The sequence below is a fragment of the Streptomyces sp. NPDC014891 genome (genome assembly GCF_043081085.1).
GTDB lineage: Bacteria > Actinomycetota > Actinomycetes > Streptomycetales > Streptomycetaceae > Streptomyces.
In genome coordinates, this window is sequence record NZ_JBIBWF010000010.1 from 359,817 (window position 1) to 374,725 (window position 14,909).

Annotated in this window: 16 protein-coding genes; 7 read left to right on the forward strand and 9 right to left on the reverse strand. The window is 70.9% G+C overall.

Annotated features, from left to right (window positions below):
- Nucleotides 1–74: 74 nt before the first annotated feature.
- From ACF09E_RS28230 to ACF09E_RS28245, 4 genes are all read right to left on the reverse strand, one after another.
- Nucleotides 75–665: a malonic semialdehyde reductase gene (locus tag ACF09E_RS28230; protein ID WP_388793143.1), complete on the reverse strand. Its 591-nt coding sequence runs from the start codon at nt 663–665 to the stop codon at nt 75–77.
- Nucleotides 666–883: 218 nt separating this feature from the next.
- On the reverse strand, nt 884–1,138 hold the full coding sequence (locus ACF09E_RS28235; RefSeq protein ID WP_388793145.1) for an exodeoxyribonuclease VII small subunit: 255 nt from the start codon (nt 1,136–1,138) through the stop codon (nt 884–886).
- Between the two features lie 192 nt (nt 1,139–1,330).
- Nucleotides 1,331–2,548, reverse strand: a complete 1,218-nt coding sequence (gene xseA / locus ACF09E_RS28240) for an exodeoxyribonuclease VII large subunit (protein ID WP_392208087.1) — start codon at nt 2,546–2,548, stop codon at nt 1,331–1,333.
- A gap of 330 nt (nt 2,549–2,878) precedes the next feature.
- Nucleotides 2,879–4,249 carry an APC family permease gene (locus ACF09E_RS28245; protein ID WP_392208089.1) on the reverse strand — a complete coding sequence of 457 codons (1,371 nt, stop codon included), beginning with the start codon at nt 4,247–4,249 and terminating at the stop codon, nt 2,879–2,881.
- A 54-nt stretch (nt 4,250–4,303) separates the two neighbouring features.
- On the opposite strand from ACF09E_RS28245, the gene ACF09E_RS28250 reads away from it, so the two are divergent.
- Both ACF09E_RS28250 and ppgK read left to right on the forward strand, forming a co-directional pair.
- Nucleotides 4,304–5,365 carry a 4-hydroxy-3-methylbut-2-enyl diphosphate reductase gene (locus ACF09E_RS28250; RefSeq protein WP_392208090.1) on the forward strand — a complete coding sequence of 354 codons (1,062 nt, stop codon included), beginning with the start codon at nt 4,304–4,306 and terminating at the stop codon, nt 5,363–5,365.
- A gap of 30 nt (nt 5,366–5,395) precedes the next feature.
- Nucleotides 5,396–6,136 carry a polyphosphate--glucose phosphotransferase gene (gene ppgK / locus ACF09E_RS28255; protein ID WP_392208092.1) on the forward strand — a complete coding sequence of 247 codons (741 nt, stop codon included), beginning with the start codon at nt 5,396–5,398 and terminating at the stop codon, nt 6,134–6,136.
- Between the two features lie 24 nt (nt 6,137–6,160).
- Here the strand turns inward: ppgK and ACF09E_RS28260 are convergent, their stop codons facing one another.
- On the reverse strand, nt 6,161–6,700 hold the full coding sequence (locus ACF09E_RS28260) for a DUF6542 domain-containing protein (protein WP_392208127.1): 540 nt from the start codon (nt 6,698–6,700) through the stop codon (nt 6,161–6,163).
- Between the two features lie 365 nt (nt 6,701–7,065).
- Here ACF09E_RS28260 and ychF point away from each other — a divergent pair, with 365 nt between their 5' ends.
- Nucleotides 7,066–8,154, forward strand: coding sequence for a redox-regulated ATPase YchF (ychF, locus tag ACF09E_RS28265; RefSeq protein WP_392208094.1), 1,089 nt, complete (start codon nt 7,066–7,068; stop codon nt 8,152–8,154).
- A 108-nt stretch (nt 8,155–8,262) separates the two neighbouring features.
- On the opposite strand, the gene ACF09E_RS28270 is transcribed toward ychF, so the two are convergent.
- Nucleotides 8,263–9,381 (reverse strand): tyrosine-type recombinase/integrase, encoded by a 1,119-nt coding sequence (locus tag ACF09E_RS28270; protein ID WP_392208096.1) that lies wholly within the window; start codon nt 9,379–9,381, stop codon nt 8,263–8,265.
- Nucleotides 9,382–9,405: 24 nt separating this feature from the next.
- On the reverse strand, nt 9,406–9,906 hold the full coding sequence (locus tag ACF09E_RS28275) for a helix-turn-helix transcriptional regulator (protein WP_392208098.1): 501 nt from the start codon (nt 9,904–9,906) through the stop codon (nt 9,406–9,408).
- A gap of 120 nt (nt 9,907–10,026) precedes the next feature.
- On the opposite strand from ACF09E_RS28275, the gene ACF09E_RS28280 reads away from it, so the two are divergent.
- From ACF09E_RS28280 to ACF09E_RS28295, 4 genes are all read left to right on the forward strand, one after another.
- A complete protein-coding gene (locus ACF09E_RS28280) occupies nt 10,027–10,221 on the forward strand; it encodes a helix-turn-helix transcriptional regulator (RefSeq protein WP_392208100.1) in 195 nt (64 codons plus the stop codon).
- A 148-nt stretch (nt 10,222–10,369) separates the two neighbouring features.
- A complete protein-coding gene (locus ACF09E_RS28285) occupies nt 10,370–11,827 on the forward strand; it encodes a DUF3631 domain-containing protein (protein WP_392208102.1) in 1,458 nt (485 codons plus the stop codon).
- A gap of 304 nt (nt 11,828–12,131) precedes the next feature.
- The gene (locus tag ACF09E_RS28290; protein ID WP_392208128.1) at nt 12,132–12,707 is read left to right on the forward strand and encodes a hypothetical protein; all 576 of its coding nucleotides are present in this window, start codon (nt 12,132–12,134) and stop codon (nt 12,705–12,707) included.
- The gene (locus ACF09E_RS28295; RefSeq protein ID WP_392208104.1) at nt 12,697–14,394 is read left to right on the forward strand and encodes a relaxase/mobilization nuclease domain-containing protein; all 1,698 of its coding nucleotides are present in this window, start codon (nt 12,697–12,699) and stop codon (nt 14,392–14,394) included. The genes ACF09E_RS28290 and ACF09E_RS28295 overlap by 11 nt, the downstream gene beginning before the upstream one ends.
- A 51-nt stretch (nt 14,395–14,445) precedes the next feature.
- Here ACF09E_RS28295 and ACF09E_RS28300 read toward each other — a convergent pair whose 3' ends face one another.
- Nucleotides 14,446–14,814 (reverse strand): SMI1/KNR4 family protein, encoded by a 369-nt coding sequence (locus ACF09E_RS28300; protein ID WP_392208106.1) that lies wholly within the window; start codon nt 14,812–14,814, stop codon nt 14,446–14,448.
- Nucleotides 14,815–14,837: 23 nt separating this feature from the next.
- Nucleotides 14,838–14,900, reverse strand: a complete 63-nt coding sequence (locus tag ACF09E_RS28305; protein WP_392206104.1) for a hypothetical protein — start codon at nt 14,898–14,900, stop codon at nt 14,838–14,840.
- Between the last annotated feature and the right edge of the window lie 9 nt (nt 14,901–14,909).

Genomic DNA, 14,909 nt, shown 5'->3' on the forward strand with positions numbered 1-14,909 from the left:
CCGTGCCCCGTGGCGAACGTCGGGAAGGCCCCGCACTCGTGGAGTGCGGGGCCTTCCCTGTGCTGCCTTCGGGCTCAGACGGTGGTGATGACCTCGTCGAAGGAGAGGCGCGGGGAGCGCGGGAACCAGGCGTCCTCGCCCGGCTTGCCGATGTTGACGACCATCAGCGGGGTGTGGTCGTCGTCCAGGAACTCCTTCTGGACGCCGGCGAAGTCCAGGCCGGTCATCGGGCCCGCGGCCAGACCGGCGGCGCGGACGCCCACGATGAAGTACGCGGCCTGGAGGGCGGCGTTCAGGACGGCGGACTGCTCGCGGACCGGACGCTCGGCGAAGAACATGTCCTTGGCCTGCGGGAAGTGCGGGAGCAGGGCCGGGAGGTCCTCGTGGAACTCGTTGTCGGCGGAGAGGATCGCGACGAGCGGGGCCGTGGCGGTCTTGGGGCGGTTGCCCTCGGCCATGTGCTTGACCAGGCGCTCGCGGGCCTCGGGGGAGCGGACCAGGGTGATGCGCAGCGGGGTCTGGTTGAAGGCGGTCGGGCCGTACTTCACCAGGTCGTAGATCGCCTGGACCTGCTCGTCGGTCACCGGCTCGTCGGTGAACGTGTTGGCGGTGCGGGCCTCGCGGAAAAGGAGATCCTGAGCGGCGGCGTCGAGAACGAGAGACATGCTGCGTACCTTCCGGACTGCAAAGGGGGCTCGCTCGTAGGGGAATCAAGCGATGTCCCGACAGTACGCCGAAGATTGGTGAAAGTTCAACCAATCCATCCGGATAGTGATCCGCTTCACTCGCAGTCTACGCCTCCCGCCGGGCCGCCGCGGGCCGGCGGTCCCGATCGGCGGGTGCGGACCGGCGCCGCGGGCCGGCGGCCGCGCCCGGCGGCGGGCTACTCGTCCTCGTCGCCGCCCGGGGCGCCCTCCGCCTCCTCGGCGGCCCGCTCGGCCGCCAGCGAGGCGTCCAGCCGGGCCCGCGCGCCCTCCAGCCGGCGCCGGCAGACCTTCGCCAGCTCCTCGCCACGCTCCCAGAGCGCCAGGGACTCCTCCAGGGACGTTCCGCCCGCTTCGAGCCGCCGGACGACCTCGATCAGCTCGTCCCGCGCCTGCTCGTAACCGAGCGCCGCCTCGTCCGTTCCCGCTGCCATGTGCCGCTCCACCCTCCGTGACCGGTTCTCTCGAATCCTGCGTGGTCCGCGCGTTCCGCGCGTTCCGTGTCCTGCGTGATCGGCGCGACGGGCGCGATCGGTGGGGTCCGCGTGCCGTGGGTCCCGCGAGCCGTGCCCATCCCGCGGGGCCTCGCCTGCCCGTCGTGCTCCCGGGCGGACCGCCGGCCCCGCTCAGGCCGGGTCGGCCACGCGCCGCACCGCGAACTCGCCCTCCGCGACGCGGGCCCGCAGCTCCTCGTCGGCCGCGACCTCCTCGGGGGAACGGACCACCGATCCGTCCGCCCGCTGGAGCACCGCGTACCCCCGCTCCATCGTCGCGGCGGGCGAGAGCGCCCTGACCCGCGCCCGGGTGTGCGACAGCTCGGAGTCCGCCCGGTCCAGCAGATGCCCGAGGACCCGGCGGCTGCGGGCGAGCAGCGCGGCGACCTCGTCCTCGCGGACCTCGACCATGCGCTGCGGATGCTCCATCACGGGCCGGGCGAGGGCGTGCGCGAGGCCGCGCTCCTCCCGGTCGAGGAGTCCCCGTACGGTCCGCAGGGCGCGGTCCCGCAGCCCCCGCACCCGGTCCAGCTCCTCGCCGACGTCCGGGACGACCTTCTTGGCCGCGTCCGTCGGCGTCGAGGCGCGGAGATCGGCCACCAGGTCGAGGAGCGGGGAGTCGGGCTCGTGCCCGATGGCCGAGACCACCGGCGTACGGCAGTCGGCGACGGCGCGGACGAGCTGCTCGTCCGAGAACGGCAGCAGGTCCTCCACGCTGCCGCCGCCCCGGGCGACGATGATCACGTCGACGTCCGCGTGCGCGTCGAGCTCCTTGACCGCCTGGACGACCTGCGGGACGGCCTTCACGCCCTGCACCGCCACGTTCCGCACCTCGAAGGCGACGGCGGGCCAGCGCCGGCGCGCGTTCTCCAGGACGTCTCGCTCCGCGGCCGAGGCGCGGCCGCAGACCAGCCCGATGCGGTGCGGCAGGAACGGCAGCGGCTTCTTCCGGTCGAGCGCGAACAGACCCTCGGAGGCCAGGCTGCGCTTGAGCTGCTCCAAGCGGGCGAGCAGCTCGCCGATCCCGACGGGCTTGATCTCGGCCGCCCGCAGCGACAGCTGGCCGCGCGGCGCGTACCACTCGGGCTTGGCGCGCACGACGACCCGCGCGCCCTCCGAGACGATGTCCGCGACGGCGTCGAAGACCTGCCGGTAGCAGGTGACGCCGATGGAGATGTCGTGCGACGGGTCGCGCAGGGTCAGGAAGACGACCCCGGCGCCGGGACGCCGGGACAGCTGCGTGATCTGCCCCTCGACCCAGATCGCCCCGAGCCGGTCGATCCAGCCCCCGATCAGGCGGGAGACCTCACCGACGGGAAGCGGTGCTTCGGCGGACGTAGTCAGAGCCATGGACCGAGCGTAGCCGCGCGGTACGACAACGTCAGGGGTGCGTGTACGCCGCCGCGAGCCGGGGAACCCGGGCCCGAGGACGACCGGACGGGCCGCCGTCGGCCCTTCGGCGAGGGGGCGGTGGGCTTCCGGAGGGTCCTCGTGCGGCCCGCCACGGCGTCGCCGTCGGGCGTCCCGGGTGGGGCGGGTGGGCTTCCGGACGGTGCTTCGCAGGCCCGCCACGGCACCTCGGTACGACGAGACCGCTCGGCGATCCCCACCACCGGCCCCGCGCTCGCCCCCGCCCGAGGCTCCCGAGGACACCCCCCACCACGGCCCTCCGCCCGCAGCTCAGCGTCCCGCCGGGGTCCTCGTGGCTCCCTGGACCGCCAGGACGACCAGTCCCACGCCCAGCCACACGACACCCACCACCTGCGCCTCCACCGAGGCCTCCACGATGACCGCCACCAGGATCGCGGCACCGGCCACGGGCAGCACCACGTGCTTCAGCCAGTGCGGCGGCCCTTCCGCCCGCCGTACCGCGAACCAGCCCACCACGCTCGCGTGCAGCAGGACGAAGGCCGTCAGCGCGCCCACGTCGACCACCGACACCAGGTGGTCGAGACCGTCGTCCCGGCGCGCCGCCCACACCGCCGCGATCATCGTCACCGTCGCCGACACCAGGAGCGCCACCCGCGGCACGCCCCCGTCGGTCCGCGCGAGCAGATGCGGCAGGCGCCGGTCGCGGCCCATCGCGAAGAGGAGCCGGCCGCCCGCCGCCTGCCCCGCGAGCGCGGCGAACGCCGCGCCGATCGCCTTCGACACGGCCACGAGGTCGTGCAGCCAGCCGCCCACCCCGCTCTCGACGGCGTCGTAGAAGGCCGACCCCTGCCTCCCCGGATCGGCCGCGAGCTCGGCCGAGGAGACCGGTTCGAGCAGCGCCACCAGCCAGGTCTGCGCGATGAACAGGACACCCGCGAGGGCCAGGCAGAACATCAGCGCCCGCGCCACCTTCGCCGAACCGCCCGTGACCTCCTCGGCGAAGGAGGCGATCGCGTCGAAGCCCAGGTAGGACAGGACGGCCACGGACACCGCGCCGATCACGGCGGCCAGGGAGAACGACAGGTCGCCGGTCACCGGCGACCACCAGTCCCGCCGCGCCCCGTCCTCCGCGAGCGCCACGACCGCCGAGACGACGAAGACGAGCAGGACGACGATCTCCATCGCCAGCACGGCGAAGCCGACCCGGGCCGCCGCCCGTACACCCCAGAGGTTGAGCAGCGTCGTGAGGACGACGGCGATCCCGGTCCACACCCACCGGTCGACCTCCGGGACCAGCGCCTCCATCGCGATGCCCGCGAAGAGGTAGGCGACCGCCGGGATCAGCAGGTAGTCGAGCATCGCCATCCAGCCGGCGATGAACCCCGGCCCCTCGCCGAGGCCCTTGCGCGCGTACGTGAAGACGGACCCGGCCTGGGGCGCGACCCGGACCATCTGCGCGTAGCTGAAGGCCGTGAACGCCATGGCGACCGTGGCCACGACGTACACGAGCGCGACCGCGCCGCCGGACTTCGCGTCCAGCGTGCCGAAGACGCCGACGGGCGCCATGGGGGCGATGAAGAGCAGTCCGTAGACGACGAGGTCCCGGAACCCGAGGTTCCGTCGGAGTCCCGTGTGTTCCGCGTCTTCCCCGCGCGCCGCCACCTGCGATTCCTCGGCCATGGCGACAGTTTCGGCCACGGCACCGATCAAACCGCTCACCGACGCGGCCTTACGATGGGACGCATGACTGCAACGCCCGCGTCGACGCCCGATTCCGCCTCCGCGACGAACCGCCCGAAGCGTGTCCTGCTCGCCGCTCCCCGCGGCTACTGCGCGGGCGTGGACCGTGCCGTGATCGCGGTGGAGAAGGCCCTGGAGCAGTACGGGGCCCCGATCTACGTACGGCACGAGATCGTCCACAACAAGTACGTCGTCCAGACCCTGGAGCGGAAGGGCGCCATCTTCGTCGACCAGGCGACCGAGGTGCCGCCGGGCAACATCGTGATGTTCTCCGCGCACGGCGTCGCCCCGACCGTCCACGAGGAGGCCCGCCAGGGCCGGCTCGCGACCATCGACGCCACCTGCCCGCTGGTCACCAAGGTCCACAAGGAAGCCGTCCGCTTCGCCAACGAGGACTTCGACATCCTCCTCATCGGCCACGAGGGCCACGAGGAGGTCATCGGCACCTCCGGCGAGGCCCCCGACCACATCCAGCTGGTCGACGGCCCCGGCGACGTCGCCAAGATCGAGGTCCGCGACCCGTCCCGCGTCGTCTGGCTCTCCCAGACCACGCTCTCGGTCGACGAGACGATGGAGACGGTCGACGCGCTGAAGGAGAAGTTCCCGCAGCTGATCTCCCCGCCGTCGGACGACATCTGCTACGCCACGCAGAACCGTCAGATCGCGATCAAGGAGCTGGCCGGTCAGGCCGAGCTCGTCATCGTCGTCGGCTCGAAGAACTCCTCGAACTCGATCCGCATGGTCGAGGTCGCCAAGCAGGCCGGCGTCCCCGCCGCCCACCTGGTCGACTTCGCCAGCGAGATCGACGAGGCCTGGCTGGAGGGCGTCACGAGCGTCGGCCTCTCCTCCGGCGCCTCCGTCCCGGACGTCCTCGTGCAGGAGGTCCTGGAGTGGCTCGCCGAGCGCGGCTACGCCGACGTGGAGATCGTCAAGACGGCCGACGAGTCCCTGACCTTCTCGCTGCCCAAGGAACTCCGCAACAAGGACCTGCGGGCCGTGGCCGAGAAGCTCGGCGCGGGCGAGCCCACCGAGCCCGCCGCGTCCGCCAAGGAGTAACCGGGCACCCCAGCCCGTACCGTGGATTCCATGAACGTCTTCGGAGTGGACATCGGCGGTTCGGGCATCAAGGGCGCCCCCGTGGACCTGGAACGGGGCGCGCTCACCGAGGAGCGCCACAAGGTACTGACCCCGCACCCCGCCACACCGGACGGTGTGGCGGGGTGCGTCGCGGAGGTCGTGGAGCACTTCGGCTGGACGGGACCGGTGGGCGTGACCTTCCCGGGCGTGGTCACCGGCTCGACGATCCGCACGGCGGCGAACGTCGACAAGTCGTGGATCGACGTGGACGCGGGCACCCTCCTGAGCGAGCGCCTCGGCGGCCTCCCGGTGACCGTCCTGAACGACGCAGACGCGGCGGGCGTCGCCGAGATGACCTTCGGCGCCGGCCGCGGCCGCAAGGGCACCGTCATCATGCTGACCCTCGGCACGGGCATCGGCTCGGCCCTCTTCGTCGACGGCCGCCTCGTGCCGAACACCGAGCTGGGCCACCTGGAGCTCAAGGGCCACGACGCGGAGACGAGGGCGTCGACGAAGGCCAAGGAGGACGAGGACCTCAGCTGGGAGCACTGGGCGAAGCGCGTACGGAAGTACCTGGCGCACGTGGAGATGCTGTTCTCGCCGGAGCTCTTCATCATCGGCGGCGGGGTGAGCCGCAAGGCGGACAAGTTCCTGCCGCTGATCGACGGCATCAGGGCGGAGATCGTCCCGGCGGAACTCCAGAACAACGCGGGCATCGTGGGGGCGGGGATGGCGGCGGGCACGGCGTAGGGGACGGGCCGGGCAGGCCGTGTCCTAGGCGACGGGGCGGCGGCGGGGAGTCCGGCCCGAGCCGGGGGTACGTCCGCCGGGGCCGGGCGCCTCGCCGGCACCCGACGGGGTCCCGGAGCCTCCGGCGGTCGGCCCGGCCGGGGAGCCCGAGGACCGGACGTGGTGCTGGCGGCGGCCCATCTCCCGCACCTTCCGCACGCTGGCGATGAGCCCCGCGACGAGGGTGCCGCCGTACAGCCAGCCGGCGTGCACGGCGAGGGCGGTCACGACGGCCATCGCCTGGCCGCCGAAACCGCCCGTGCCGCCCGCGATGGGGACGACGCCGACGGCGAAGGCGATGGGGACGCAGATGGGGGCGGTGACCAGGTCGGCGGTCCGGACCCAGAGCGCCGTCAGGGCGCTGACCGGCAGGAACAGCAGCCCGTAGACGACGGGGGAGCCGTCGAGGAGCAGCCGGTCGAGGAAGCCGAGCGTCAGCATGACGGCGGAGGCGAAGAGCCCGGCGCCGAGGCCGGTCAGCCGCGGCTGGGGCAGGCGCCGCAGCGCGAGGACGACGGGCGGCACGGGCCGGCCCGAGGGCTTCCCGGCAGCATCGCCGGGGGCCCCGGCGCGCTGGACGCGGGGGCCGTCGGGGCCTCTCCGGGTCCGGCCGGTCACCCGGTACACGGCCGCGCCCTCCACGAGCGCGCCGGGCGGGGCGACGGGCGGCGTGGCGGGGGTTTGCGGCCGTCGGCGGCCTTGCGGCTGACTTGTCCTGTGCTGCTCCACTCCACCAACGTAGGTCGGGAAGGGGCGGGAACCGGGTCCGGGACACGCCCTTTGGGTGACCTTGCCCCCGAGAACGACCGAAGGTCGGCGTCACTGGCCGGTTCGGCCCGCCCGTAAACTGGGGGATCGGCCCACCATCCACACTTCAGGAAGTCGCCACCGTGTCGCTCACGATCGGAATCGTCGGTCTGCCGAATGTCGGCAAGTCGACCCTGTTCAACGCCCTGACCAAGAACGACGTGCTGGCGGCCAACTACCCGTTCGCCACGATCGAGCCCAACGTCGGCGTCGTCGGCGTCCCCGACTCCCGGCTCACCAAGCTCGCGGAGATCTTCTCCTCGCAGCGGGTCCTCCCGGCCACGGTCGACTTCGTCGACATCGCGGGCATCGTCCGCGGCGCGAGCGAGGGCGAGGGCCTCGGCAACAAGTTCCTCGCGAACATCCGCGAGTCGGACGCGATCTGCCAGGTCATCCGCGCCTTCAAGGACGAGAACGTCGTGCACGTCGACGGCAAGGTCTCGCCGAAGGACGACATCGAGACGATCAACACGGAGCTGATCCTCGCGGACCTCCAGACGATCGAGAAGGTCCTGCCGCGCCTCCAGAAGGAGATGCGGATCAAGAAGGACACGGCGCCCAAGGTCGCCGCGGTCGAGGCCGCGCAGGCGATCCTGGAGAAGGGCGACACGCTCTTCTCGCAGGGCATCGTGCAGGGCTCGGAGAAGGCGGAGCTCCTCCACGACCTGCACCTGCTCACCACCAAGCCGTTCCTCTACGTCTTCAACGTGGACGAGGACGAGCTGACGGACGACGCGTTCAAGGCGGAGCAGAGCGCCCTGGTCGCCCCGGCCGAGGCGATCTTCCTGAACGCGAAGCTGGAGCAGGACCTGGCAGAGCTGGACGAGGAGGACGCCATGGAGCTCCTCCAGTCGGTCGGCGCCGAGGAGCCGGGCCTGGCGACCCTCGCCCGCGTGGGCTTCGCGACCCTGGGCCTCCAGACCTACCTGACGGCCGGCCCCAAGGAGTCCCGCGCCTGGACGATCAAGCAGGGCGCGACGGCCCCCGAGGCGGCCGGTGTCATCCACACCGACTTCCAGAAGGGCTTCATCAAGGCCGAGGTCATCTCCTTCGCCGACCTGGTGGAGACCGGCTCGGTGGCCGACGCCCGCGCGGCCGGCAAGGCCCGCATGGAGGGCAAGGAGTACGTCATGCAGGACGGCGACGTGGTGGAGTTCCGCTTCAACGTGTAATCCGTTCGGCGAAAGGCCGTCTGACCTGCGACGGAGCGGGTTGGGCGGCCTTTGCGGTCCGCACAGAGTCCGCAGCGTGCTGGATTTATCCGGCACACAGGGGAGCGGCTACGCCGCTTCGTCGACCTGCGGTCGGGCGTCGGCGGACTGGCCCGCGTACGCCTTGTCGACGGCGGCCCGAGTCCGCTCCTCGGAGTCGGGCCACAGGTGGGTGTAGATGTTCAGCGTCATGGCCGCGTTGGTGTGGCCGAGACGCTCGGAGACCGTCTTCACGGACTCGCCGTGCTTGATCAGCACGCTGGCGTAGTGATGCCGGAGGGCGTGGGGTCCTGTGCCCTTCGGTATGTCGGCCTTCGCGCAGGCGGGCCGCCAGGACCCGCCCATGAAGTGCGTGTAGACCACGGGCCCGCCTTGCGGCGCCGTGAAGATCCAGCTCTCGGGCCCATCGGCGGGGAAGTGCCGCAGGTGGGTCTTCATCGCGTCCACCGCTATGCGGGGGAGCGGGACCGTGCGGTGCGAGCGAGCGGTTTTGGGCGGGCAGACGTACACGCCGTGCTTGGCGGTCTGCTGGATCTGCTGCTCGACCGAGACGGTGGCGTGCAGCAGGTCCAGGTGCCGGAGCTGGAGGCCGAAGAGCTCGCCGGGGCGGAGCCCCGTGCATGCGCCCAGCAGGACCAGGCCCTTGTAGCGGCCGGGTATCTCCTCGGCCAGCGTCCGCACCTGCTCGACGGCCAGGGGTACGACCTTCTTCCTCGGAACTGAGGGCAGCTTCGCGTCGGTGCAGGGGTTGTGCGGAATCATTCGGTCGCGGACCGCTGCCCGGAAGACGGCGTTGACCGTGTTGAAGACGGTGCGGGAAGTGCTCGCGGCGAGCTTGTGGGTGGTCGTCAGGCTGGTGATCCAGCTCTGCACGTCACCGGGCTTGATCGCGCCGAGTGCCCGCTTCTCCCAGACGGGATAGGCGTAGCAACGCAGGTGCTGGGCTACGGCCTTGGCCGTCGACGGCCGGTGCGGCTGGCTGGCCCGCCACTCTTCCGCGTACTCCTTGAAGGGCTTCTTCGCCGAGCGCGGGTCGACGTACTGCCCGGTGACCACGCTGGTCGTGACCTCGTCGAGCCAACGCTGGGCGTCGATCTTGCGGTCGAAGTGGCGGGCGTGTTCCTTGCCGTCGAGGTCGCGGTAGCGGGCGCGCCATTTGCCGTTGGGTCGCTTCTGGATGTTCGCCAAGTGGCTTCTCCTTTGTGCTGGTTGTCAGTAGTGGCCGCCGTCCTCGATGTCGCTGGTGAGGGTGCGAGCGTCCCGCTCGTCGCCCATGAGGCGGAGGCACTGTTCGTTGATCGCGCGTGAGCTGTCGGGGTGGGCCTTGATGTGGTCGGCGACGGCGACCACGGCGCGGTGCAGGCGGTCGCGGGCGTCGCGAGTTTCGTAGAACGCTTCGACGGCTTCCTGGACGAGTCGTCGGCTGTCGATGTCGAGCCCTTCCAAGGGCGGTGACATGAGCTCTTCGAGGGGCAGTTCGAAGACGCGGGAGAAGGCGAGCGCCTCGTCGAGGTTGATCCGACGGCGGGGTGAGCCGTTCTCGATGCGCCACACGGCCGTCTGGTTCATCTTCACGCCGGCTCTGGTCACGCGTTCGGCCAGTTCGGTCGTGCTCCACCCTCTGACCTCGCGCTCCAGGGCCACGCGGCCCGCCACGTTGCCTTCGCTGTAGAGCAGCGGCACTTCGCCGCCCCCGGCCTTCTCGCTTGCCATCGAACCTCCATCGCGACCGTAGCTATCCAAACTGAAACATAGCCTTCCCGGTTTGGCTAACCGCCGATCATGAGGTACTGGTTATGCAGATCGAATCAACACCTAGCCGAATGGGAACGCATGCGATACCTGACCACCGCCGAGGTAGCCGAGCGCTACCGCACCGCCGAGAGCACCGTCCGCTACTGGCGCCATCTGGAGAAGGGGCCGCGCGGCATCAAGATCGGTAAGCGGGTGCTCTACCCCGAGTCCGAACTGCTGCGCTACGAGCGCGCGCTGATCGACGGCGGAGAGGACTGGGGCCTGGCCTCATGAGCCACCGACGGGCCCAGACACAGCAACGGCCCCCGGCGCGCCAACGCCGAGGGCCGGAGATTCCCCTGCACGTCGCCCATCCCTGAACGAACGAACCCGTGAGGGGCGAGACCTTGCCCGTCTCGCCCCTCACCCGAGAGGAACGTCTATGAAGGACCCTACGTCCCCCGCCACCTCGAACGCATCCAGTGCCGTCTGGCCACCGATCGCAGTCCCGGGCCAGGGTCTGCCCCGGAACCGTGAGCGGACGGAACAGCAACACGACTCCGCAGGAGCCACTGCCGACGCCTCAACCGGCGTTCCGAATCGGAACACGCTGGATACGCAGTCTGCAGAGGCCAGCACCCCGGCCATCGTGCCCGACAGCGCAGACGACGCCGCTCCCGACGCACCAGAAGCCACTGACGGTGGTAGCACGGCAGGTGCAGGTACCGCGCTGCTGGACGACCTCCGCACGGCGATCGGTCGGTACGTCGTGCTGCCGAGCGACGAGGCCCTGACCGCCGTCACCCTCTGGGTCGCTGCCTCCCACATCCAGCCTGGCCTCCAGCACGCGCCACGGCTGGCGGTGGTCGGGCCGACCAAGGGGTGCGGCAAGTCGCGCCTCCTGGACGTTCTCTACGAGACGGTCCATCAGCCGATGATGACGGTGAACACCTCCCCGGCGGTCGTCTTCCGAGTCATCGGCAAGAATCCGCCGACGCTGCTGGTGGACGAGGCCGACACCATCTTCGGCCCCAAGGTGGGCGACAAGGAGGACCTGCGCGGCCTGCTGAACGCCGGGCACCAGCGAAACCGACCCGCTTGGCGGATCTCCGGGCCGGAGCACAAGCCGACCGCGTTCCCCACCTTCGCCATGGCCGCGTTGGCCGGTATCGGCGATCTGCCGGACACGATCATGGACCGCGCGATCGTGATCCGCATGCAGAAGCGAAAGCCGGGCGAGCGGATCACCCCGTTCCGCTCGCGGTACTCCGTGCCGGCACTGCACACGCTGCGCGACCGGCTTGCCAACTGGCTGGTCCCGCTGCGCGGCACCGTCGCGGGTGCGGTGCCGAAGATGCCCGTCGAGGACCGCGCCGCCGACACATGGGAGCCGCTCGTCATCGTCGCCGATCTCGCCGGCGGCCACTGGCCCGCGCGGGCACGAGCGGCCTGTCTGGCGATGACGCGCAACGAGGTGGTCCAGGACGAGCAGACGACGTTGAAGACGCGACTGTTGCGCGACATCCGCCGTGTCTTCGATCAGGAGGGCGGCAGGGAGGCTCTGCGCAGCCAGGACCTGCTCGCCGTGCTCATCCAGGACGCTGAGGCACCGTGGGCCGAGTACGGCACGAAGGGGCTCAACGCTTACCACCTGGCGAATCTGCTGCGTGACTTCGGCATCAGCCCGGCCAACCAACGGTTCGAGAACGGCAGGCAGGCCAAGGCGTACGCACGTAACCAGTTCGTGGATGCCTGGGCCCGCTACTGCCCTGCCGCCGCCTCGGTACCCACCGCCGAGATCACGGCACGTCCGGCCCAGGGCAGGCCACCCGCCCCTCCGTCCGGGACGCTGCCCACCGGCCCGCCGGGAGGGCCCGCGGGGCCCAGGACCACTCGCTGACACCAGGTCCGCATCAATCCGTCGCATCCGTCCCTGCGCAGGTCAGCGCGGGGACGGATCTCCTCGCCGTTACGGATCGATCCGTACCTGCGGCCCTCTCCGTACCTGTGCTGACCAGCCACGCGACGGATGCGACGACACCACCCCTCACGACTGACGGAGCACCACCATGCCCGAATCGAACGACGACGACACCACCTCCCGCCGCCGCAGGAAGCTGTTCAGGCTCACCCGACGACCAGCAGCAAGCTGGAGCGAACGAGCCTCTAACGAGGCTTCGTCCGCGCTTGCCCCCGCCCCAGGGGTGGCGGAGGAGAAGGCCGGGCGCCAGGGGGCGCCCGAGCTGGAGGAGGCTGCAGCCGAGACCATCTGCCCGCCGGCAGTCGACTCCGTCGCCCCGAGCACTCAGCCGTCGACCGACGTCCCGACGCCCGTCGAGCAGCCCTCCTGGCGGGATCTCGATGCCCCCGTCCTGCCTGCGCTGATGAACCGCAAGCGCACGGTGGAGAAGCGCGACCAGGAGAAGACCATCCGCTTCACGCGGACAGCGGTCGGTGTGATCAGCGCCGCCGCTCACCAGCGCGGTCAGAAGTTCGCCGGCTTCGTCGGCGACGCTGCCCTCGCCGTCGCCCAGGGCAAGGCCGGGCTGGCCGGCAGCCCGGAGGACGATCCCCTCCGCCCGGTGATCGAGGCCGTCGAGGCACACACCGTCGCACTCGACCGCATCGGCAGGAACCTCAACCAGATCACTGTGGCCATCCACCGAGGGACCGTGCCCGAGCGCGCCGAGGCGGTGCTGGACCGTGTCGAGCAAGCCGCCGAGATCTGCTACCGGCTGATAGACCAGCTCTTGGCGGGAGGCACCGCGCATGGTTCCTGACGTCTCCACCGGCTCCGACACCCGCGGGCTGATCGCCTACCTCTTCGGCCCCGGCCGCCGGGACGAACACACCGACCCTCACATCGTCGCCGCATGGGACTTGGCCGGCGCCCCGGACCCCGGCCGCGCACCCGAGGCCACCTACTCCCAGCTCGCCAAGCGGCTCGACGCCCACGTCGACCTGCGCACCCGCGAGCTGGGCGGCAAGAAACCAACCCAGCACGTCTGGCACTGCCCGGTCCGCACCGCGCCCGGCGACCGCTACCTCACCGACACCGAATGGGCCGAAGTCGCCCGCCGCGTGGTGCACGCCACCGGAATCGCCCCCGAAGGCGACGAGAGGGCATGCCGATGGATCGCGGTACGTCACGCTGACGACCACATCCACATCATGGCCACCACCGTCCGCGCCGACGGACGCCGCCCACGCACCCACCAGGACGGCCGACGAGCCCAGGCCGAGTGCCGCAGGATCGAGACCGAGTTCGGCCTACGCCGCCTGAAGTCCGGCGACCTCACCGCGCCCCGCACCCCGACCGGCGCCGAACGCGCCAAGGCCGAGCGCCACGGACAGACGGTGACAGCACGGCAGTGGCTGCGCGAGCGGGCATACTCGGTCGCCGCTGCCGTACACACCGAGGCCGACTACTTCACCGTGCTGCAGTCCCTCAGCATCAAGGTCAAGACGCGCCTCGGCCCCGAGACTGGCGACGTGATCGGCTACAGCCTTGCCGCACCCGGCGACACCAACAGCGCCGGCGAACCCGTCTGGTACGGCGGCTCGAAGCTCGCCCCCGACCTCTCCATCAACCGCCTCCGCGAACGACTCCCCGACCAGGAGGTGACCGACCGGCCCGGGGTCGCGGCAGATCCTGCCGAGCCGTGGCAGCACACCATCACCGCGATACAGACGGCGCACATCGTCCTCGACTCCGACGATGATGCTGCTGCCCAAGCCCACCTCGCCGCCTTCGGCGACACCCTCTACAACATCGCCAGCGCCACACCGGGCCCGCATCGAGCAGAGCTACGCGCAGCCGCCTCGACGTTCAACCGAGCCCGCCGATCCGCCACCCGCGCGGATCACCAGGCCGCTACCGCCCTGAGCCAGGCCGCCAAGGAACTCGCCTACGCCTCCAATGAGCCCGGCGGACTCGCCATCGCCCTGCTCTTCGCCACCGTGCACTTGGCCCGCGCCGCCGCTAAGTGGCACGAGCAGCGCGGCCACCAACAGCAAGCCGCAGCGGCCGAAAAAGCCTTCCGCCACCTCCAGGCCGGCTACCGGCAGGCCGCCGCACCCGTCTTGGCGGACCTGGCCCGCCGTGCACCACGAGCCGCGACTGCCAGCCGCTACGAGCAGGACGTTCGTGCGGCCCTCCCCGATCACGCCGACCGAATCCTCGCCGACCCCACTTGGACTGTCCTGACCACAACCCTCGCCCAGGCCGAGACCGCCGGCCACAATCCCCGACGTCTCCTGGCGGAGGTGGGCACCCAGCGAGAGCTCGACAGCGCGGAGCGCCCCGCCGAGGTCCTCAACTGGCGCATCACCGCTCAGCCGAACCGGCGGACGCAAGCGGCTCGCAGCCGGAGCACCACCAGCGGAACGATGTCCACGTCCGACAGGCCACGCCCGGCGGCCACATCAGTGGGCAGGAGGCCCGAAGAGCGCAGCCGACGCCGCTGACACCAGTCTGATGTCCTCGCCAGGCTCCGCAGCGAGGGCATCAGTTCGGGTTCAACGGCAAAGCTTCATGATGGTGTCATCGAAGTCAGGGAACTCGCCCGTAGTCTGCGCGATGATCGCTGCGGCCGACGCACGGTGGCCCGGAGCAAATCGCTCTGCGATAGCAGCCAGGTCACGATTGACCTGCGGAGCCCAATCGGGCTCGGGCTCATCCGAAGTAGCGGCCTCCCATGGACCGAAGCTGTCGGCCAGCAGCCACAGGAAGGCACCCATGTCGCGGGCGACGACTCCTGTCTCACCTTCTGAGCCCAGGAAAACGACGGGCTGCTGCGCGAGCTCCCTACCCGGCCGAACCAGCCAGAACGCCGCGTAACCGCCGGTGCCGTCTTGGCCGAAGACACGGAACTCGTCCCCGTTCACCTAGGGCCTGTCTCCTTGAAGGGCTATGGGCGCCATTCCTGCTGGTAGGCGGGGTGCTCGGCGTATGACTGGCCAAGGACTCGCAGCGCGTATGC

What these genes read in the sequence shown, in the direction of transcription:
- ACF09E_RS28295 (WP_392208104.1), top strand. Translation starts at nt 12,697, where the DNA reads ATGGTTCCTGACGTCTCCACCGGCTCCGACACCCGCGGGCTGATCGCC.
- xseA (WP_392208087.1), bottom strand. Translation starts at nt 2,548, where the DNA reads ATGGCTCTGACTACGTCCGCCGAAGCACCGCTTCCCGTCGGTGAGGTC.
- ACF09E_RS28285 (WP_392208102.1), top strand. Translation starts at nt 10,370, where the DNA reads ATGAAGGACCCTACGTCCCCCGCCACCTCGAACGCATCCAGTGCCGTC.
- ACF09E_RS28245 (WP_392208089.1), bottom strand. Translation starts at nt 4,249, where the DNA reads ATGGCCGAGGAATCGCAGGTGGCGGCGCGCGGGGAAGACGCGGAACAC.
- ACF09E_RS28230 (WP_388793143.1), bottom strand. Translation starts at nt 665, where the DNA reads ATGTCTCTCGTTCTCGACGCCGCCGCTCAGGATCTCCTTTTCCGCGAG.
- ACF09E_RS28250 (WP_392208090.1), top strand. Translation starts at nt 4,304, where the DNA reads ATGGGACGCATGACTGCAACGCCCGCGTCGACGCCCGATTCCGCCTCC.
- ACF09E_RS28280 (WP_392208100.1), top strand. Translation starts at nt 10,027, where the DNA reads ATGCGATACCTGACCACCGCCGAGGTAGCCGAGCGCTACCGCACCGCC.
- ACF09E_RS28275 (WP_392208098.1), bottom strand. Translation starts at nt 9,906, where the DNA reads ATGGCAAGCGAGAAGGCCGGGGGCGGCGAAGTGCCGCTGCTCTACAGC.
- ppgK (WP_392208092.1), top strand. Translation starts at nt 5,396, where the DNA reads ATGAACGTCTTCGGAGTGGACATCGGCGGTTCGGGCATCAAGGGCGCC.
- ACF09E_RS28235 (WP_388793145.1), bottom strand. Translation starts at nt 1,138, where the DNA reads ATGGCAGCGGGAACGGACGAGGCGGCGCTCGGTTACGAGCAGGCGCGG.